The sequence below is a fragment of the Anabaena sp. CS-542/02 genome (genome assembly GCF_028331085.1).
Taxonomy (GTDB): domain Bacteria; phylum Cyanobacteriota; class Cyanobacteriia; order Cyanobacteriales; family Nostocaceae; genus Anabaenopsis; species Anabaenopsis arnoldii.
This window is the reverse complement of record NZ_JAQMTM010000117.1, coordinates 1-19,422: the sequence shown is the minus strand read 5'-3', so window position 1 is coordinate 19,422 and position 19,422 is coordinate 1. Positions and strand designations below refer to the sequence as shown.

The following is a 19,422-nucleotide window of genomic DNA, read 5'->3' as shown; positions in this document are numbered from 1 at the left end:
GTAGACTTGCACGCCTTAGCCAGACGCGATATTTCTCTTAAGATTTACAAGAAAGACTACCGCTATCATTGCTTGGTTTTCGCGTTGGCAATAGTCTTAATTCAATACTTGATATCGTAGGATTATATATCAAGTGGGCGGTTTTCTTAACTCACTTATGTCAATATTTGTCAACATAAGTATAGTTTTGTCTATAAAATAGTCAGCTTAGGACTAGCTCTATTTATTATTCAGCTACAGCTTCTACAGGGTAATTATCGGTAATGGGAGGTTCAGCAGATACATCTTCTGGAGCAGTAAATACCGCGCCATTGAGTGTGATGGAGTCAATCATCAGTCTAGTAATTTCTTGCCGATGTCCCCGTTTTTTACGGGTTTTCTTTTTCGGCTTCATTTTATATACTATGACTTTGCGGCCTCTCAGATTCCTGAGAATTGTTCCTTCTACAGTCGCCCCTGTTACTAACGGCTGTCCTATGGTGACTTCGCCGTCATGCTGCACTAGTAAGACTGAATCTATTGTAACTTTTTCGTCGGCTTCGATATGGAGCAGTTCAATATCGTAAAAGCGACCAGGTTCAACTTTTAGTTGCTTGCCGCCAGTTTCAATAATTGCGTAGGTCATGAAATTGTCCTTGAAGTTGCCGTACAGGTAGCTGGCTTTAAAGGCGATCGCTCGCTGTTGCTAGCTTTTGTGTATGTCTACCTGATCCGAGCCGGAATAAGACAGACAATCTCTTACTATACTTAGATTAATCTGTTTATGTCAACTGTGATGGAGGGTTTTATTTGAGTTGTAAATATTACTATAAGGTGTTGAGTTTTGAACAACCTGTTCAAAACTCAACAGGGGAATTTGTTAGTTTCTCGCCCCTAACTTTTGACCTACACCATTTTTTTGTGCTGGCTCATTTTCTGGTAATTCCACACCAAAGACCCGACCGAAAGCCTTTTCTACTTTGTAGCCAGAATCAATGGATTCTAAGGGGTCTTTCCGCAGTCTATGACGCAGACATAAAGTAATTACACGTTTGATATCATCAAGAGTGACTTGGGTCCGACCTTCAAAAGCGGTTAATGCTTTGGCGGCGCGGTTGGTAACAATATCACCACGCAAACCATCAACATCTAGTTCTGAACAAATTTCCGAAATTTTCACCCGCTGCTCGTAGTCAAGTGTGACTTGGGGTAACAAATTCTGAGCACTGACAATTTTTTCTTGTAATGCTTCCTGTTCAGGTTGATATTTTTGCAGAAATTCAGCCGGATTTTGGTCAAATTCCGCCCTTTGTTCCACAATCTGCACCCGTAAAGCAGGTTCTTTGACGGTGTGAATTTCTGCGTGCATCCCAAAGCGGTCTAACAGTTGGGGGCGTAATTCACCTTCCTCGGGATTCCCAGAACCTACCAGCACAAACCGGGCTGGGTGGCGAATAGAAATTCCTTCCCGTTCTACAGTGTTCCACCCACTAGCAGCGGAGTCGAGTAACACGTCTACTAGGTGGTCGTCTAGCAAATTGACTTCATCCACATAGAGAATGCCTCGGTTAGCCTTGGCTAGCAATCCCGGTTCAAAGGCTTTCACACCCTCGGATAAAGCTTTCTCAATGTCGATTGTACCACAAACTCGGTCTTCTGTAGCTCCCAATGGTAGGTCTACCATTTGGACTTTTTTATGAGTCACGGGTATTTCCGCCCCCTGTTCCACCATTTGGCGAACTTCATCGCTCATCACGTCGGGGTCTTGGGGGTCACTATTGAAGGGGTCATTGGCCACAACTGGGATTTCTGGCAATAAATCCGCCAGGGCCCGGATAGTCGTGGATTTACCGGTGCCGCGATCGCCCATAATCATTACACCACCGATTTTGGGATCAATCACGTTCAACAGCAGCGCCAGTTTCATTTCTTCCTGGCCCACAATTGCTGTAAATGGGAATACCACGCGACGCGCACTGGCCGTGGATTGAGCAGTTGGAGTCACTAAATTACCTTAACAATATTTTTCTTATTACCGTTCTTTATTGTGCCACAGTTAGGAGGTGAAGAAGCGACTACAGCAGGTTGGTAATTTCAAATCAGCCTCTGAGGTAGTGACATTTATTTAGATGTGAGTTCTGGTCGAGCGCGTTAATTTAAGTACATAGTTAATTTAATTTAAATAGCCCCGGTCGATGAATCAAAACCTTAATTTAACTTCCAGCCAAGAGTTCCCCACTCATAAAAATCACAGTTTTTCCCCACTACAGCTATCTGTGAAGCCATTGATTATCTTTACTCTAGAGCTGCTACTAGCAATACCCCTGGGTTTAGTCTTAGTCACATTACACGTGGGCGGAATTGCTTGGATATTTGGGGGACTAGCCTCCGGTGCTATAGTTTTACAAATATGTCGCATTGTATATCAGTATAATCCCAGTCCTAATCGCCGGGCCCGCAAGGTGGGAATGGCACTTGTGGGCTTAACTGTGGGTGCTTCAAGTAGTGGTAGCGATTTAACGGGTTTGGCTTCTGGGATTCCTGTATTTATTTTTCTGACTTTGTTCTTAATAGTTTGTGGTATCTGCATTGGCTACATCTACTCTCGCTTGAGTCAAACCAATTTATTAACCTCTATGCTGGCGACGGTTCCCGGTGGTGTGGGAGTTATGTCATCTATTGCTGCGGATTATAATCGTAATGTCACCCTTGTAGCTTTGGTTCAGGCTATTCGTGTTACATCGGTTGTATTACTGATTCCATTCATTGCACGGTCATCTGTTGCTGATGTTCTCCAGGCTGAAACTTTACCTGTGACAAATACAGTAGTAAATTTTGACCCGTCTCAATTAGGCTTCCTCTGTTTGGCGCTGCTAATTACGGCGTTGGTAGTTTATCTGGCTGGATTATGTAAACTCCCAGCTGCTGAGTTTTTTGGTGCATTATTAGTTGGTCTGGGGTTTAATCCTTTGCTCCACTGCATACCTGTTTTGGCTGATGTGACTTTTGATCCCCCCGGGTTGATGAAGTTATTAGGCCAAATGCTTCTGGGAATTACCATTGGTGAATATTGGGGAAAGAAACCTAATATTGGCACAAGAGCCATTAGTTACGGTTTTATGTCTGTGGCTATGACTCTAGTTGCTGGTGCGATCGCTGCTATGCTGGCCATGCAGTTAACTTCTTGGGACTGGTTAACTTGTCTGCTGGTTACCGCACCAGGAGGAGCGCCAGAAATGATCCTGGTGTCACTGACATTAAATCATGATGTCGAAATTGTCACCACTGGTCATTTAATCCGACTGATTGCTATTAATAGTTCCCTACCCCTGTGGATCTTTTTGTTTCGCCGTCTTGATACCCAACTTTCTGAGTCAGTTTAATCCCCCAATGTTTCCATGACTAATCATCAAGAATTAGATGCTCATCAATGGGTCAAAACTCGTTCATCCCTTGACCCAGGAAAATCTACATTCCTGACCTGGACAGGTAAAATTTACAGTTTTATCCCCGGTGAGAACAGAAAACTGCTATTTAAAATATCGGGAGTCAGTGTCAGTAGGTGCTTTCCCACAGCACAAGATAACTGGGATTTTACTTCTAGGGAACTTACTTACTATTTAAGTCCCCAAACGGGGGAGATTCTGCGCCTCTGGGAAAATCCCTGGACAGGTGAAACAGTACCTGTTATGCATGTAGCGAACAATCCCGTACAGGGAAAATTTCAAGGTAAATTTCCCGCGCAAGTTGAGGGAGATACTACAACTTTTGTTTTTGATATTTTTCCTACCTATCCTAATCCCTTGGGCGCAAATCCCAAGTTTGCTGAATATAGCCCATATCCCATTTATCAGGCTTCGGAACTATTTAAGTTGGCTGTACCCACCGTAGATTTATTTAACTCGCAACTAGATTCAGTCTCCCATCTGCGACTGAGTTGGGATAGAATCGGTCAATGGTTACCCTGGATGAAAATGGGCGATCGCCCTGGTTATCTCATTTACAGTGCTGCTGGGAGTAAAGTCACTGATTTTACACAGTTACCCGTGTTCCTTCAGGATGAAATTAATACCCGTGTTCCTCTGTACAAGGAAGCCCCAAAGGCTTTTTTAGATGCTGAGGATATGACCTCGTGGCTGTACTTCCAAAAACACTTTCAGGCTTACCTAGCGGGTGCAATTTTCCCCTTACCCGAAGCCGAAGGGTTATAATCGTTAAAATTTCTGCATATTGTGACTGTGGGGGTCAAAGCCCCTAGAAAACCGCGTGCTGTCATCATAGCAAGCCCCAGTTAAATCAGCTCCATACAACTTGGTTAAATTCAGTTTCGCTCCCCGGAGATTCGCCTGGGTCAGTTTCACTCCAGATAAGTTAGCCCTGGTTAAGTTGGCTCGCGCTAAATTGGCTTGACTCAGGTCTGCTCCCCACAGTTTGGCTTGGGCTAGGTTGGCTTGACTCAGGTCTGCTCCCCACAAGTTAATTCCCGGTAGGTAGGCGGCTATGAGCTTGACTCTACTTAAGTGGGCGGCGGGGAAATACCTCTGTCCTGCGTTGTAAAGTCTGATTAGTTCGTTAGCATCCATGAGTTTCTTGTGTGAAATCTCTATTTCTAGGATAGTCTGCAATGGTTTTTAACGCAGAGGGGCGCAAAGGTACGCAAAGGTACGCAAAGGTTATTTTTTCAGGGAGATTACTTCAAAATCAAAGGCACCAATGAGGCGGTTATCAATGTAAACCTGTATTTGATGCTGACCACCAGGATCGCCGGGAACCATTGTCCAAAAGTTTTCAATAGTACCGTCAGTAGTATACACTGTCCGCGTTGTTACAGCTTGCATACTATCAGCTGATAAGGACAAGCTTTCACCATCCTCTGTAGCCCAAGTTTCTGGAGGTTTTGGCAATCTTAGTACTTCTCTCCATGTGACTTGACCTCGGTAATTTTTTAGTTGAATCCTCCATCCGTATTTACCACTTTGGTATAGTAATACTCTGGTTGAGGGAGTAAAGCTACTTTGACCTTGGGGGTCAACTCTGAGTACTCCAAACTCTGCTTTACTGGCGGTAATCAGTTGCGTGTTGCTGGAGTTATCAGTCCGTCTACTATTATCCGCTAAGGAGGGCAATTGTGGAGACGCTATTAACCCACATATCAAGATGGAAGATGTTATTACAATCCTCCCAGCCCAATTTATATTTACCACAGCAAATCTTTTTGGTCGGTTACTGCTATATATTCATCTATTCTACTTGCTTTCCGGGGTCATTACCACAATAATTCCGAATCAAGGCGACAGGTCTATTTCCAAAATGACTATGTACAGCAATTTTTGTAACTATTCTCTACCAGGGAACAGGGAACAGGGAACATACACAGTCACAGATAGACCACTTCTTTTAAATATTCTGTATAGGGTTTTATAAATGGTTTACATAAATTACATGATATTGCCGTTATGAACATTACTATATATGGATAATTTGCCGGAAGTATTTTCTCAATAAATAGTTATCATCAGTAATGGTCTATCTATTGTTAGTGTGAGTTGGCAACATATAATTTTACTTATATGACCTATCTAATATTTATTTAATAATTACCTGTTGCCAGTAGTTCAATTTGACAAGAAAGGCTGTAAACTAAATTTCAATACAGTGAGTTAACCCTAGGTCAGCTTAGGTAAACGCAGTCATTAAAATAGTCTCATCTCTTGACTATTGATAACCGCTATTTTTTTGCAGAAATAGTGGTGATCTCAATCATTTTTTTATTTATTGCCAGAAATAATTGCTTTACTGGCATGGATGATCATGGTTTTATCAATAATTAAAAGGCGGTTATGACAGAGTTTTTGAATCAAATTTCTCGCCGTAAATTTATAGTCACAGCAGGAGCATCAGCAAGTGCTGTATTCCTCAAAGGTTGTTTAGGCAATCCACCAGACAGTAATGGAACTACCCAATCTACAGCCACTAATCAACCCGTGGCTAACATCAGCGCCGAGCAAGCTCCAGAAGTCAATGGAGTGAAGTTAGGATATATTCCGATTGTGGAAGCAGCGCCGTTAATTATTGCCAAAGAAAAAGGCTTTTTTGCCAAGTATGGCATGAGTAATGTGGAGCTTTCTAAACAAGCTTCTTGGGGTTCTGCTAGAGATAATGTAGAAATTGGTTCGGCTGGTGGTGGAATTGATGGCGGTCAATGGCAAATGCCTATGCCACATTTAATTAGTGAAGGTTTAATTACTAAAGGCAATGTCAAGATTCCCATGTATGTGTTATGTCAATTAATTACACATGGCAATGGAATTGCGATCGCCAACAAACACCAAGGTAGCGGTATAGGTTTACAATTAGCCGGAGCCAAGTCTTTATTCTCTAAACTCAAAGCCTCCCCCAGACCCTTCACCGCTGCTCAAACATTCCCCGCAGTTAATCAAGATTTCTGGATTCGCTATTGGTTAGCTGCTGGTGGAATTGACCCCGATGCAGACGTGAAATTACTCACAGTTCCATCAGCCCAAACTGTCGCCAACATGAAGACAGGGACAATGGATGCTTTCAGTACTGGCGACCCCTGGCCATTCCGCATCGTTAAAGATAAAGTTGGCTTCATGGCTGCATTAACGGCAGAAATTTGGAAGAATCACCCCGAGGAATATTTGGCCATGAGAGCTGACTGGGTTGATCAACATCCCAAAGCTACCAAGGCATTGTTAAAAGGTATTATGGAAGCGCAACAATGGTGCGACAACTTTGATAACCGCCAAGAATTGGCTAACATTTTGGCACAAAGAGCTTATTTTAACGTACCAGTTGATGTTCTCATTGACCCATTTATGGGTAAATACGATATGGGTGAAGGTCGCCAAATTGATGATAGATCAATGGCAGCTTTGTATTGGAGAGATGAAAAAGGTAACGTTTCTTATCCTTACAAGAGCCATGATTTGTGGTTCATTACCGAAAGTGTGCGTTGGGGATTCTTACCTAAAGATTACATTGTGAATAATGCTGCGAAGGCTAGAGCATTAATAGATAAAGTTAACCGGGAAGATATTTGGAAAGAAGCAGCCAAAGAAGCAGGAATTGCGGATGCGGATATTCCCACTAGCACATCTCGTGGTGTAGAAGAATTTTTCGATGGGGCAAAATTTGACCCAGAAAATCCAGAAGCATATCTGAGGAGTTTACAAATCAAGAAAGTGAGTGTTTAGTCATCAGTCAGTAGTCATTGGGAAGTTAAAATATTCCCCCATCCCCTGCTATTAATTACTGTTTTCGCCTGATATTAATAACATCAAAGTCATGACCATAGCACAAAGAAGAACAAGTAAACCCAAGTTAGATAATAGCTTATTATCTAGATTAGAAAAACAATTTCCTAACATTGTACCGCCGGTGATCGCGCTTACTGTATTTTTAATCTTGTGGCAATTATTTTCTTGGACTCCTGGGGCCACATTACCAGGGCCAATAACCGTAATACAAGAAACGTGGGAGTTGATTATTTATCCATTTTATGACAGAGGAGGGACTGATAAAGGATTATTTTGGCAGATTCTTGCTAGTCTGCAACGGGTAGCGATTGGTTACTTTTTTGCGGCGGTGGTTGGTATTGGTGTAGGCGTTGTAATCGGTATCAATAAAACCATGTCTAAGGCTTTAGATCCTCTGTTTCAGTTATTGCGAACTGTACCGCCCTTGGCTTGGGTTCCCATTTCCTTAGCAGCCTTACGCCAAAACGAACCCGCCGCCCTGTTCGTAATTTTCATCACGGCAATTTGGCCGATTTTAATCAACACTGCGGTTGGGGTAAAAGAAATTCCTCAAGACTATAATAACGTCGCCAAAGTTCTGCAACTTTCCCAGAAAGAGTATTTCTTGAACATTCTCATTCCTGCTGCTTTACCCTACATTTTTACAGGTTTGAGAATTGCCATTGGTTTAGCTTGGTTGGCTATTATCGCCGCAGAAATTGTCATGTCAGGTATTGTCGGTATTGGCTTTTTCATCTGGGATGCCTACCAGAATAACTACATCAGTGAAATTATCCTGGCACTAGTCTATATCGGTGCTGTGGGTTTGTTATTAGATAAACTCATGGCTTGGATTCAAAACGTGATTTTACCAACAGAACAAAAGTAGAAACAAAGAGAACCTAAGCACTATGTCAATATTTGTAGCAGTTGACCAAATTGAAAAAGTTTTTGAACTAACCGGCGGTGGCAAATATATTGCCCTCAAAGGGATTGACCTGCAAATTAGAAAAGGTGAATTTGTCTCTTTGATAGGTCACTCTGGTTGCGGTAAATCCACCTTATTAAATATGATCGCCGGGTTGGATTTACCAACTGAAGGTATAGTGACTCTGGAAGGACAAAGAATTAGTAGACCGGGGCCAGACAGGATGGTGGTCTTTCAAAATTATTCCCTGTTACCTTGGCGGACCGTGAAAGAAAATATTGCCCTAGCTGTGAATTCAGTCATGAAGGGTACACCGGAAGCCGAACGCAAAGCAATTGTAGAAAGACACATAGATATGGTGGGTTTGCGACCCCATGCAGATAAACAACCTGGTATGTTATCTGGGGGACAAAAACAACGGGTGGCGATCGCCCGGGCCCTAGCAATTCGTCCGAAACTACTACTATTAGATGAACCCTTCGGCGCACTGGATGCTCTGACCAGAGGTAACTTACAAGAACAGTTAATGCAAATCTGCGAAGAAAATCAAGTTACCGCCGTCATGGTGACTCATGACGTAGATGAAGCAGTGCTGTTATCGGACAAAATTGTCATGCTCACCAACGGTCCAGAATCCAAAATTGGTGACATCCTGGAAGTTGATATTCCCAGACCCCGCAAACGCATGGAAGTAGTAGAACATCCCAGCTACTACAGCTTGCGTAGTGAAATGATTTACTTCCTCAACCAGCAAAAACGCATCAAAAAAATTCGCGCCCGCAAAACCGCAGATGTTTCTCGTCATGGGTTAGAAAAAGTTAACTTAGAAATTGGTTTCTTACCCTTGACAGCCTGCGCCCCCTTAGCAGTTGCTCAAGAAAAAGGGTTTTTCACTAAGCATGGTTTAGATGAAGTCAACCTGGTGCGAGAAAGTAGCTGGCGGGGTATCGTTGATGGTATCAGTGGCGGTTATCTGGATGCAGCCCAAATGCCCTCAGGAATGCCCATGTGGTTAACATTGGGGGGAAATAACAACCGACCCTTACCTGTAGTCACCCCCCTGACCATGACCCGTAACGGTAACGCCATCACCTTAGCAAAACACTTTTATGATCAAGGTGTTCGCACCTTATCAGACTTCAAAACATACCTGCTGCGTACCGGAGACCAACGCCACACAATGGGGGTAGTTCATCCCGCATCCATGCACAACTTGTTACTGCGTTACTGGTTAGCGGCTGGTGGTATTGACCCTGATATAGATGTGGATATGCAGACTATTCCCCCAGCCCAGATGGTAGCTGACTTGCAAAAGAAAAGTATAGACGGTTATTGTGTAGGTGAACCTTGGAACTACCGCGCGGCGGTGGAAGGTGTAGGCTTTACCATTGCTACGGATTTGGAAGTGTGGTTAGGACACCCCGGTAAAGTTCTCGGTGTGCGGGAAGATTGGGCAGAGAGCTATCCTAACACCCATATCGCCTTAACTAAAGCTTTGCTGGAAGCTTGCCAATATTGTTCTAGTCCAGAAAATGCTGCAGAAGTCAGATCAATTGTGGCGGGTAGGGGTTATGTCAGCACTGATTTAGAGTACATTCAGCTAACCTCTGATCACCCATTACGCGAATACGCCCACCACCAGTTTTTTGCTCAGTCAGCCATCAACCGCCCCAGTCGTACCGAACAAATCTGGATTATGAGTCAGTTAGCCCGTTGGGGTGACACGCCGTTCCCCAGAAACTGGGTAGAAGTTGTAGAAAGGGTCTGCCGTGTACGGGTCTTCAGCACCGCCGCCAGGGAATTAGGTATGGACATCAGCTATACTCGTCAACCCATCCAGCTTTTTGATGGTACTCCCTTTAACGCCGACGACCCCATAGCATATCTCAACAGCTTGCAGATTAAACGTGATTTCGCCATTGCAGAGGTCGCCCTTGACTTACCCAGAAAAAAAGTGGCTTAAATCAAAAATATTGGCGAATTTGTCTAGATATTTACTTCAACCTGAATATTACGGTCACCACCATGCAAAACCCCAGATTGCGTTTTCACGAAAGTACACCATCAGCAAGTGCTATTAAGAGCAGCAGACCTTTTTTAGAAATTAAAGACGTTACCAAAGTCTATCCCACCAAGAAAGGCCCTTTCACTGTCCTGGATGGCGTTAACTTAAATGTTGAACAGGGTGAATTTATTTGCGTCATCGGTCACTCTGGATGCGGTAAATCCACACTGCTAAATATGGTATCTGGTTTTAACTTTCCTACCTCTGGGGAAGTTTTGCTCGAAGGTCAACCCATCACCAAACCAGGGCCTGATAGAATGGTGGTGTTTCAAAACTATGCCTTGCTCCCTTGGCGGACTGCATTTGAAAACATCTACCTAGCTGTCAACGCCGTTTATCCCGATAAGCCCGAACTAGAGAAAAGGGCAATTGTGCGGGAACATTTGGCCATGGTGGGACTAGCTGACGCGATGGAGAAAAAACCCCTACAAATGTCGGGGGGTATGAGACAACGGGTATCTATTGCGCGTGCTTTGGCTATTCGTCCCAAAGTTCTCATATTAGATGAACCTTTTGGAGCGCTGGATGCTATTACCAAGGAAGAATTACAAGAAGAACTGCTGAAGATTTGGGGTGAAAATCGCTGTACAGTATTGATGATTACCCACGATATTGATGAGGCGTTATTTTTAGCAGATAAATTAGTGATGATGACCAACGGACCCAATGCCAAAATCGGTGAAGTCCTGGAAATTCCATTTTCCCAGGTACGCGCTGGCGAAGTTCCCCTGCAGGAGGCTCGCACCCGGATTATGGAAGACCCCGAATACTATAAACTGCGTAACTATGCCCTAGATTTTCTCTTTAACAGATTTGCTCACGATGATGTGGGTTAATTTTGTTCAAAGTTGTGTTTCTGATTGTTGCACCTGTTCACCAGGACTAGGGAAGGAAACTGGATCAAGGGATGGACTAGGGGAATTTAACTGCGGTTGTTGCGATGACGCTTCCATATTGCTATCACTGAAGTAGGAGCCAATAATTTTGTCATAGTTAGAAGCAACTGCTAACAATACGCCACCTAAAATATAAATGGGTAAGGGAAGGTTGAATTTTTTTAACCAGTCAAACAGTTCTGCTACCGCAAATAACAATAAAAAACAAGCCAGCCAAACCCTCATTTTTCTCTCCCCTGTGTGCAACTGTATTTTTAGGGTGAGGGCAAATACTCACCCTGATTTATTGGTTAAATATATCACGTTGTTTTTAAGCGGGTTTATGAGCAATAAAATACTTGCTCATAAAGTGCACCTGGGTGGAAATATTCTCAAAACCAGCTTGCTCTAAACGTCCTACTAGGTCATCATGTGTATAATCCCGATAGTAAGGTTCATGGAACAGTAGGGGGAAAGATTCCAGATTTACGGCAAATTCAGGTGAGTCACTGATTTGAATAGAATCACAAATGACAAACACTCCCCCCGGTTTTGTGACTCGGAAACATTGTTCAATGACTGTTTGACGCACTTTTGCTGGTAACTCATGGAAGAGGAAGACGGAAGTTACCCCATGGAAGTAGTTGTTTAAGTAGGGTAACTCTTCAGCGTTAGCTTGTAAGAGTTGGGGTAACTCTCCAGGAATTTCCGAGAGTTGTTGATTGGCTTTGCGTAAATATGCTGGTGATAAGTCCACACCATACAAGGATGCTTGAGGTAGAGACCCCCGGAGCATCCTTAATGTTCTTCCAGTCCCACAAGCTACGTCTAAAACACGTATTTGTTTTGCTGGTAGGGAATTAAAGGCTTTTAACCCCTGCTTTAAAGGGGACAGTATCCGCCGTCGCATGGGGTCAGCTGTGCCACTAAACAGGATTTCTACCTGTAAATCATATAGGTTGGCGGAATTGTCGCTTAAATAGCCGTTGGTTTGGTTATGGAAGTTCTGCACATAGTAGCTGGGGTAACCATCTGTTTCTATTTCTGGGGAAAATTCTTGATGTTTCTTTTGTGCAGACCGCTCCCAGATTTGCGGTAGCTCTAGGCATACCATGGGATAGTAACGGAAAAAATCCGACCATGGGTGATCAAATAGCAGGCTTTCGGGATATACTCCTTTTTCTGTATCTTGCCAATCTGTTTCTAGTAACTGATTTATTCTTTGCTGTAGTTTGAATAAAACCTCCTCAGTCATGGGTTTCCCCCTTTGTCCTAGAGTGGGATGAATCAGATTCATCAGCCTTGAACTTAAAGTTTTGTGAATTACACCAAAATAAGTTTTACCTTGTTGAAAGGCTTGATAACTCAGCTTAGTTAAAGTCTCAGACATGAAAATACTCGGGTATTGAAGGGGATTTATTACTTTTCTCAATTATATGTAAAAAATTGTAACGAACAAAACTCTCTGTGTGAGATCATGGCTAACTGGACAAAATGTAAATTTTTGTAAATAAAATCCAATTCTGTAACCAAAGTTACAGAATTATTGCTAATATAGTGGAGTAGTAAATGACCATTGATCACGAGAACCATAAGGGGGACTGTGTTATGTCTATTCAAGATAGAAGTCGGATGTTGGCCATGCGTCAATATCAGCAGGTGAAAAACCGTCAGCAGTCGATGCTAATGCGTGCGGCACAAGAACTGGGTCTTCCTGAAGAATTATCGGAGTACTGGAGTCCCATTCAAGGGAAAATTGACCCCACCATTCGCTTGATTTACGAAAGTAGCCATGTTGCTATGAGCTAGTTGTGAAGATGATTAAGGTTCCTGTCTACCAGATTTTTGACTGTGATTAGTAAAAAAAAAGCCACCCCAGCAGGGTGGCTAAATATTCACTGCTCAACTGAATTAGCAGTCGTAATAGAGGTAAAACTCATAGGGGTGAGGACGTAACTGCATCTGCTTAACGTCGTTAGCAAGTTTGTAGTCAATCCAGTTTTGGATGAAGTCTTCTGAGAAAACGCCTGTTTCTGTCAAGAAAGCATGATCATTTTCTAATGCTTCCAATGCTAATTCTAGGGAACCCGGAGTTGAAGGAACTTTCGCCAGTTCTTCTGGAGAGAGTTCATAGATGTTTTTATCTAAGGGTTCACCGGGATGAATTTTGTTTTTGATACCATCTATACCGGCGCAGAGCATGGCTGCAAATGCTAGGTAGGGGTTAGAAGTAGCATCAGGACAACGGAATTCTAAGCGCTTGGCTTTGGGGTTGTCGCCAGCTAAGGGAATCCGTACGGAGGCAGAACGGTTACCTTGAGAGTAAGCTAGGTTAACTGGTGCTTCATAACCAGGTACTAGGCGCTTGTAAGAATTAGTTGTGGGGTTGGTGATGGCTAAAAGTGCGGGTGCGTGCTTGAGGATACCACCAATGTAGTACAGTCCCATTTCACTCAAACCAGCATACTTGTCACCAGCAAATAGAGGTTTGCCATCTTTCCAAATGGATTGGTGACAGTGCATACCAGAACCATTATCGCCAAAAATTGGCTTGGGCATGAAGGTTATGGTTTTGCCGTATTTCTTGGCAACGTTTTTGATGACGTATTTATAAGTCATCAACCAGTCAGCTGCTTGTATTAGTGTACCAAAGCGGAAACCTAGTTCACACTGACCACCGGTGGCGACTTCGTGGTGTTGTTTCTCAATGGGTACGCCACAATCTCTCATGGTCAGTAGCATTTCGGTACGGATGTCTTGGAAGCTATCCGCGGGTGATACTGGGAAGTAACCTTCTTTGAAGCGTGTTTTGTAACCCAAGTTGGGGCTTTCTTTTCTCCCAGTATTCCAAGCACCTTCTACTGAGTCTACATGGTAGTAGCCTTCATGGGCGTTTTGGTCAAAACGGACATCATCAAAGATAAAGAATTCTGCTTCAGGCCCAAAGAATGCTGTATCACCAAGCCCGGTAGAAACTAAGTAGTCGATCGCCTTTTGAGCAATCACACGGGGACAACGGTTGTACCATTCCCCTGTCCGCGGTTCTTTAATACTACAAACTATACTTAATGTTGGCTCTGTCATGAAGGGGTCGATCCAAGCTGTGTTGGAGTCGAGTACCATCATCATGTCTGATTCGTTGATGCTTTTCCAACCCCGAATGCTGGAACCGTCAAAGGGTACGCCATCTGAGAAGGAACTTTCATCGATTTGGTCATGGTACATAGTTAAATGTTGCCAAGTACCTAGTGTATCGATGAATTTCAGATCAATCATCTGAATTTTTTGGTCTTGAATCATCTTCAAGACTTCTTTTGGGGTTGTCATTTTTACTCCTTCTCTACCAATTTTCTAAAGTAAAACTAGAATCTTCCAAAGCATCCTCACCCAGATGATCTGAATTAAGTTGTTGATGACACACTTGGAATATCATAAATCCTGGACATTAAAGAATTTTGTATTTTTTGTTACAGCTTATCTGGATTACAGGTTATATTAACCTTTTCCGGAACATCTGTACAAAACTTAAACTTCATCTCATCAGGGGTCAACTTTGGCATAGAATCCTTAATTAGCGGGTAATCTGTTTTTGTGCGGCATTTTATTTTAATTAGAATGGCACAAAAATTTACCGGTGCATGACTGCAACCAAATTAATATCAAAAGATAGCATTTATTGGGAGAAGAAAGAATGCGCGATGCAGTAACAACCTTGATTAAGAATTATGACGTTGCTGGAAGGTATTTTGACCGGAATGCGATCGACAGTTTAAAATCTTACTTTGAAAGTGGTACGGCACGGGTACAAGCTGCTGCTGCGATCAACTCTAATGCGGCGGCGTTGGTTAAACAAGCTGGTTCTAAGTTGTTTGAAGAACAACCAGAGTTGATCCGTCCCGGCGGAAATGCTTATACAACCCGTCGTTATGCGGCTTGTCTGCGGGATATGGATTATTATCTGCGCTATGCTACTTATGCCCTGGTTGCAGGTAACATGAATGTTTTAGATGAGCGGGTACTCCAAGGACTGCGGGAAACTTATAATTCTTTGGGTGTACCTATTAGCCCTACGGTTTTTGGTATCCAGATTCTCAAGGGTTTGGTTAAGGAACAAGTTGCAGCTGCTGGTATTACTGATACTAGCTTTGTTGATGAACCTTTTGATTATATGACTCGTGAGTTGAGCGAGCAGGATGTTTAGAAATTAATTTTTGAATCAGGGATAATATAAGTACCGCACTTTGGCTTTTTTGACAAGGTGCGTTTATTGTTTTTAATGTGACATGAGAACCCAAATTTACAATGATTTAGGAGAGTTAATTTAATTGGTGAAGCAGCGACTTGATACGCTATTAGTAGAGTTAAATTTATGTAGTTCCCGCGCTTTAGCACAGCGCTTAATTCAAGCAGGGGAAGTAACGGTTAATCAGCAGGTGGTGGATAAACCAGGGACGGAGGTTGATACTACTGCGGAAATTAAGGTAAAAGAGCGATCGCGTTTTGTGTCTCGCGGTGGGGAAAAACTGGCTAAGGCTTTAGAATTATTTACAATCCCCGTGGAGGGTCGCATCTGTTTAGATGGGGGTATTTCTACCGGTGGTTTTACTGATTGTTTACTCCAAGCTGGGGCGAAAAAAGTTTACGGTGTAGATGTGGGTTATGGTCAAGTTGACTGGGGTTTAAGAAATGACCCACGGGTGATATTAAAAGAACGTACTAATTTACGTCATCTCACACCCGCAGAGTTATATACTGATGAGCAAATACCTGATCTGGCGGTGGTGGATGTATCGTTTATCTCCCTAACCAAGGTTTTAGCTGCTTTGTGGAAATTAACCCAATGTCCCAGGGATGCAATATTACTAGTTAAACCACAGTTTGAGGTGGGAAAATCCCGTGTAGGTAAAAAGGGTGTTGTCCGGAACCCCGATGACCAAGCTGATGCTATTTTCCAGGTGTTGCAGGTGGGTTGTCAATTGGGATGGAAGTATAAGGGTTTAACTTGGTCCCCCATTACTGGCCCAGCTGGTAATATTGAGTATCTTCTCTGGTTGGGAATGGATGGGGAAACACCACCGCCTGATTTAGATATAATTCAGCAAATGACAAAATCAGCTATGGGGGATTTTCGAGGAGTTTAAACGTCGTAGATGAGACACTCTAGGGCGTCTGGATGTTTTTCACAGTAGGTTTCTAGAGCAGTTTTGCGGTGTCGTTGAGCTTGCTGCTGATGGGCTTTTTCTGCTTGTAGTTCTTCGACGATATCCCACGCTACAGCACAGCTGGCGGAATTGTCTCCTTCAGTTTCGCAGGTTTGACGAGCTTCCACAATAGATTCTAGGATAGCTTCATCAAGGGTTTTATTGCCGGAGTTAAGAGCAGATTGAACAGCTTCTAGGGATGTTGTCATGATATTTTCACCTTGATTGATGAATATTGACTGTTAGCTTTATAGGACTTCAAAAGCTTATATTTCTAGTGTAGATAAGCTGATGAAAATGGTTTGGTAGTGAATCCCCGTCTGGAGGTAAAAAGTCAAAAATATCAAAAGAAATTTTGACGATGGCTGTAGTTTTTTTGCCTTCGTTTTTATTTCTGTTGTTTCCTCAATTTTGCACCCAAAATTCTCAAGTCAAGAATCACCGATAGCGTAGCGTGGCGTCAGCCATACTTTTAGGTGGGTGAGTATGTCAATATTTTGTTACTAGTTCTTGTTGCAAACGGTAGAGAATTGTATTGTGGTCAACCTGAGATAGAATTTCTTCAATTACTGTGCTAGCTCCTAATTCTCCCCAAGTACAACCTTTTTCTAAGTAGACTTGAGCGGCTTTACCTACTGTGTATGCACCATAACCCGCAATACCAGATTGAGCGATCGCAGTTCCAGCATAAGCTGTAATATTGAGGGGATTTTCACCACTAGCGATCGCCGCTGTGGTTTTACCTAAGCCTACCATCATACTACTGGCGATTTCTCCTAACAGCAACCCACCAGAACTTAAGAAAATGGTCTTTAAGATTTTGCTGGCTTCGTAGCTAGTCATGGGTAAGCCATACAACCTTGCTAGAGAACGAATTAAAACTAAATCAGCGATCGCACCACAGATAACATCCAAAACTGGTACAGGATTTAATCCTACTGCCAAAGCCTTATATTTAGTGAATTTCCAAATAATATCTTCAGCTTCTTGGTTTCGGAATTCCATAGTTTTTTCAGCCATGGTTGCTGATGCATCCCGAGCTTGAATCAGTGCATTTAGAGCTAGAAGCGATCGCCCTTCCCGATTGAGAATAGATAAAATTGTTTGTTGTAGTTCCTCCACCAGGGGGGGTGGTGTTTCCCACTCATAGGTCACCCGACCATCTGGCCATTCTACCCGCACTTCTAGGGGTGCTGGTTCCGCGGACACCATAACAATTTCATCTGGTAGTAAAGGCGGTGCTTGGGGGTATCCTGCGCCTAGCTGTTGCAAATTGTGATAGATTGCTGTGCGGTCTGTTTCTGGATATAAATCTATTTTATTAAATACTAAAATCAGGGGTTTTTGTGCTTGTCTTAGCTCTAATAATGCGCGATACTCAAGGCGCGTAATATCACCGGAAACCACAAACAAAATTAAATCAGCTTGTTTGCTTACTTCTCGCGCCATTGTTTCCCGTGCTTCCCCCGCAATTTCATTGAGTCCAGGCGTATCAATTAACTCAACTAATACCTTACCTCCCGGTTGCCAACGCACAGAACGCGGCCACTGAGTTACACCGTTGAGGGGTCCTGTTTGCAGGATTTTCGCCCCCAGTAAAGCGTTTAATACTGCTGACTTACCCCGACTCACCAAACCAAAGGCTGCAATTCTAATCACATTCGAGTCTAGTTTGCTCAGGGTAGAGTTTAAGGTTTCTAATTCTGGTTTGAGCAACCCCAGTAATTCTGGGTGGGAGCTAAACTTTCCCGACTGGCGATAGCTTCCGTGGCGTAGCCCTAGATGTCCATACCAAGATAGTGCTTGTCTAAGACTAGCACGGGCGCGGTTTAAGTGAGTTTCTTGGAGATTACGCACAAGGTGAGCTTAGGTATGGGAAAAGAGGGCAAAAAGCTAGATTCCATCTACCATTTTACCATTAGAAGATTTAAAATTGGTGAATGATAAAGCCTTTTTCAGGCTAATGAAGTACACATCAATTGCCTATTCCCTGTTCCCTGTTCCCTGTTCCCTGAAACTAAACAACTTTGTACCTCACGAGCATGGGAAATGCTATATTTTTATTGTAAATTGTAACAACACCATGATATGGTGAGAGCAAATAAATCAAAGTCCTTTCCATTGTTCAGTAGTCAGCAGGTCCGAGTAATCTCCCAGGTCCCAATCTCTATAGCTACGCCACGCAAGCTATCGGTAGCCTTAAATATCTGGCATTGTCCACCCTAAAATTTAGCTTTAGCCTTTGGGTAATTAGAAGTATTGAAAAACTTTGCTGATTTTGTAGTCAAGTATGCCCAATTATGGACTTATGTATGCTATAATAGGTATAGGTCGAGTTGAAAATTTAACTAATCAAGCTTTCGGAATACGCAAAGTCAATAGGCGTCAGTTACAAGACTGCATGGAGAATGTGGAAACGTGGGGAGTTAAACGCTAAACAACTTCCTACTGGTACTGTAATAGTTAATCTTGAATCCTCCAACACAAAAGGGGTAGTTATCTATGCAAGAGTTAGCAGCAGCGAAAATAAGTCTAATCTAGATACTCAAGCTCAAAGGTTAGAGTCTTATTGCATAGCTAAAGGATACACCATTGTCAGAATTGTCAAAGAAGTTGGTAGCGGAGTCAACGACAATAGGCATAAGCTTATCAACTTACTAAACAAAGACGATTACAGTCTAATAGTCTGCGAACACAAGGATAGGTTATGTAGTGTGGGTTTTAACTACCTAAAAGTTTTTAGGTAAACCAAAATTACCTAAATATAAACACAAAACTAATGGGAGAAATATAGTTATTTACACCAAACAAGCCTTATCAAAACCCGCGTTAGAACGAGGGGTTGTTAAACCAAGCAAAACAAACATCGAGTTGCTTACTAAGTCAGTAAATATAGCTCAGGTTAGGATTGTCCCTAAGCTTGACCATTACGTGATTGAAGTGGTTTACAACAAAGAAGTTGAGCCAGCATCAGTACTTATCAAGAAGGTGTTAAACACACATTTAGTGGTAAGAGAATAATTCGAGGTTTGTACAAATCTGCTGATGGCAGGATGATTAACGCTGATGTTAATGGATCTTATAACATCATGAGAAAAGCAGTCCCAAATGCTTT

Annotated in this window: 19 protein-coding genes; 10 read left to right on the top strand and 9 right to left on the bottom strand. The window is 42.8% G+C overall.

What is annotated here, in order from left to right; all coding sequences use genetic code 11:
• Window positions 1–226: 226 nt before the first annotated feature.
• Together rplU and bchI are read right to left on the bottom strand one after the other, a co-directional pair.
• Window positions 227–625: a 50S ribosomal protein L21 gene (gene rplU, locus PN447_RS12970; protein WP_271763462.1), complete on the bottom strand. Its 399-nt coding sequence runs from the start codon at window positions 623–625 to the stop codon at window positions 227–229.
• Window positions 626–859: 234 nt separating this feature from the next.
• Window positions 860–1,984 carry a magnesium chelatase ATPase subunit I gene (bchI, locus tag PN447_RS12965; protein ID WP_271763461.1) on the bottom strand — a complete coding sequence of 375 codons (1,125 nt, stop codon included), beginning with the start codon at window positions 1,982–1,984 and terminating at the stop codon, window positions 860–862.
• A 190-nt stretch (window positions 1,985–2,174) separates the two neighbouring features.
• Between bchI and PN447_RS12960 the strand changes: the two genes are divergently transcribed.
• Window positions 2,175–3,362: an AbrB family transcriptional regulator gene (locus PN447_RS12960; RefSeq protein WP_271763460.1), complete on the top strand. Its 1,188-nt coding sequence runs from the start codon at window positions 2,175–2,177 to the stop codon at window positions 3,360–3,362.
• A gap of 15 nt (window positions 3,363–3,377) precedes the next feature.
• A complete protein-coding gene (locus PN447_RS12955) occupies window positions 3,378–4,190 on the top strand; it encodes a DUF1838 domain-containing protein (RefSeq protein ID WP_271763459.1) in 813 nt (270 codons plus the stop codon).
• 3 nt (window positions 4,191–4,193) lie between these two features.
• Here the strand turns inward: PN447_RS12955 and PN447_RS12950 are convergent, their stop codons facing one another.
• Window positions 4,194–4,562, bottom strand: coding sequence for a pentapeptide repeat-containing protein (locus PN447_RS12950; protein WP_271763458.1), 369 nt, complete (start codon window positions 4,560–4,562; stop codon window positions 4,194–4,196).
• Window positions 4,563–4,652: 90 nt separating this feature from the next.
• Window positions 4,653–5,105, bottom strand: coding sequence for a hypothetical protein (locus PN447_RS12945; protein WP_271763457.1), 453 nt, complete (start codon window positions 5,103–5,105; stop codon window positions 4,653–4,655).
• Window positions 5,106–5,819: 714 nt separating this feature from the next.
• On the opposite strand from PN447_RS12945, the gene PN447_RS12940 reads away from it, so the two are divergent.
• The 4 genes from PN447_RS12940 (at window position 5,820) to PN447_RS12925 (ending at window position 11,067) form a co-directional block, all read left to right on the top strand.
• A complete protein-coding gene (locus PN447_RS12940) occupies window positions 5,820–7,196 on the top strand; it encodes a CmpA/NrtA family ABC transporter substrate-binding protein (protein ID WP_271763456.1) in 1,377 nt (458 codons plus the stop codon).
• A 91-nt stretch (window positions 7,197–7,287) separates the two neighbouring features.
• The gene (ntrB, locus tag PN447_RS12935; protein WP_271763455.1) at window positions 7,288–8,127 is read left to right on the top strand and encodes a nitrate ABC transporter permease; all 840 of its coding nucleotides are present in this window, start codon (window positions 7,288–7,290) and stop codon (window positions 8,125–8,127) included.
• A gap of 22 nt (window positions 8,128–8,149) precedes the next feature.
• On the top strand, window positions 8,150–10,129 hold the full coding sequence (locus tag PN447_RS12930) for an ABC transporter ATP-binding/substrate-binding protein (protein WP_271763454.1): 1,980 nt from the start codon (window positions 8,150–8,152) through the stop codon (window positions 10,127–10,129).
• Window positions 10,130–10,191: 62 nt separating this feature from the next.
• Entirely contained in the window at window positions 10,192–11,067 is an 876-nt protein-coding gene (locus PN447_RS12925; RefSeq protein ID WP_271763453.1) for a nitrate ABC transporter ATP-binding protein, read from the top strand.
• 6 nt (window positions 11,068–11,073) lie between these two features.
• On the opposite strand, the gene PN447_RS12920 is transcribed toward PN447_RS12925, so the two are convergent.
• Window positions 11,074–11,352, bottom strand: coding sequence for a hypothetical protein (locus tag PN447_RS12920; protein WP_271763452.1), 279 nt, complete (start codon window positions 11,350–11,352; stop codon window positions 11,074–11,076).
• 85 nt (window positions 11,353–11,437) lie between these two features.
• The gene (locus tag PN447_RS12915) at window positions 11,438–12,496 is read right to left on the bottom strand and encodes a class I SAM-dependent methyltransferase (protein WP_271763451.1); all 1,059 of its coding nucleotides are present in this window, start codon (window positions 12,494–12,496) and stop codon (window positions 11,438–11,440) included.
• Window positions 12,497–12,714: 218 nt separating this feature from the next.
• Here PN447_RS12915 and PN447_RS12910 point away from each other — a divergent pair, with 218 nt between their 5' ends.
• Window positions 12,715–12,915, top strand: coding sequence for a hypothetical protein (locus PN447_RS12910; RefSeq protein ID WP_271763450.1), 201 nt, complete (start codon window positions 12,715–12,717; stop codon window positions 12,913–12,915).
• Window positions 12,916–13,017: 102 nt separating this feature from the next.
• Here the strand turns inward: PN447_RS12910 and glnA are convergent, their stop codons facing one another.
• Window positions 13,018–14,433 (bottom strand): type I glutamate--ammonia ligase, encoded by a 1,416-nt coding sequence (glnA, locus tag PN447_RS12905; RefSeq protein ID WP_271763449.1) that lies wholly within the window; start codon window positions 14,431–14,433, stop codon window positions 13,018–13,020.
• Between the two features lie 364 nt (window positions 14,434–14,797).
• Between glnA and apcB the strand changes: the two genes are divergently transcribed.
• Window positions 14,798–15,307: an allophycocyanin subunit beta gene (apcB, locus tag PN447_RS12900; RefSeq protein WP_271763448.1), complete on the top strand. Its 510-nt coding sequence runs from the start codon at window positions 14,798–14,800 to the stop codon at window positions 15,305–15,307.
• A gap of 124 nt (window positions 15,308–15,431) precedes the next feature.
• Entirely contained in the window at window positions 15,432–16,247 is an 816-nt protein-coding gene (locus PN447_RS12895; RefSeq protein ID WP_271763447.1) for a TlyA family RNA methyltransferase, read from the top strand.
• On the opposite strand, the gene PN447_RS12890 is transcribed toward PN447_RS12895, so the two are convergent.
• The gene (locus PN447_RS12890) at window positions 16,244–16,516 is read right to left on the bottom strand and encodes a Calvin cycle protein CP12 (protein ID WP_271763446.1); all 273 of its coding nucleotides are present in this window, start codon (window positions 16,514–16,516) and stop codon (window positions 16,244–16,246) included. The genes PN447_RS12895 and PN447_RS12890 overlap by 4 nt on opposite strands.
• A gap of 280 nt (window positions 16,517–16,796) precedes the next feature.
• Window positions 16,797–18,164, bottom strand: a complete 1,368-nt coding sequence (locus tag PN447_RS12885; RefSeq protein WP_271763445.1) for a GTP-binding protein — start codon at window positions 18,162–18,164, stop codon at window positions 16,797–16,799.
• A 551-nt stretch (window positions 18,165–18,715) separates the two neighbouring features.
• On the opposite strand from PN447_RS12885, the gene PN447_RS18740 reads away from it, so the two are divergent.
• A complete protein-coding gene (locus PN447_RS18740) occupies window positions 18,716–19,054 on the top strand; it encodes an IS607 family transposase (protein ID WP_442867098.1) in 339 nt (112 codons plus the stop codon).
• Window positions 19,055–19,422: the final 368 nt, after the last annotated feature.

Coding starts and splice junctions, on each gene's coding strand:
- PN447_RS12925 (WP_271763453.1), top strand. CDS start 10,192: ATGCAAAACCCCAGATTGCGTTTTCACGAAAGTACACCATCAGCAAGT.
- PN447_RS12915 (WP_271763451.1), bottom strand. CDS start 12,496: ATGTCTGAGACTTTAACTAAGCTGAGTTATCAAGCCTTTCAACAAGGT.
- PN447_RS12940 (WP_271763456.1), top strand. CDS start 5,820: ATGACAGAGTTTTTGAATCAAATTTCTCGCCGTAAATTTATAGTCACA.
- PN447_RS12920 (WP_271763452.1), bottom strand. CDS start 11,352: ATGAGGGTTTGGCTGGCTTGTTTTTTATTGTTATTTGCGGTAGCAGAA.
- PN447_RS12890 (WP_271763446.1), bottom strand. CDS start 16,516: ATGACAACATCCCTAGAAGCTGTTCAATCTGCTCTTAACTCCGGCAAT.
- apcB (WP_271763448.1), top strand. CDS start 14,798: ATGCGCGATGCAGTAACAACCTTGATTAAGAATTATGACGTTGCTGGA.
- PN447_RS12960 (WP_271763460.1), top strand. CDS start 2,175: ATGAATCAAAACCTTAATTTAACTTCCAGCCAAGAGTTCCCCACTCAT.
- PN447_RS12930 (WP_271763454.1), top strand. CDS start 8,150: ATGTCAATATTTGTAGCAGTTGACCAAATTGAAAAAGTTTTTGAACTA.
- ntrB (WP_271763455.1), top strand. CDS start 7,288: ATGACCATAGCACAAAGAAGAACAAGTAAACCCAAGTTAGATAATAGC.
- PN447_RS12910 (WP_271763450.1), top strand. CDS start 12,715: ATGTCTATTCAAGATAGAAGTCGGATGTTGGCCATGCGTCAATATCAG.
- rplU (WP_271763462.1), bottom strand. CDS start 625: ATGACCTACGCAATTATTGAAACTGGCGGCAAGCAACTAAAAGTTGAA.
- glnA (WP_271763449.1), bottom strand. CDS start 14,433: ATGACAACCCCAAAAGAAGTCTTGAAGATGATTCAAGACCAAAAAATT.
- PN447_RS12950 (WP_271763458.1), bottom strand. CDS start 4,562: ATGGATGCTAACGAACTAATCAGACTTTACAACGCAGGACAGAGGTAT.
- PN447_RS12955 (WP_271763459.1), top strand. CDS start 3,378: ATGACTAATCATCAAGAATTAGATGCTCATCAATGGGTCAAAACTCGT.
- PN447_RS18740 (WP_442867098.1), top strand. CDS start 18,716: ATGTGGAAACGTGGGGAGTTAAACGCTAAACAACTTCCTACTGGTACT.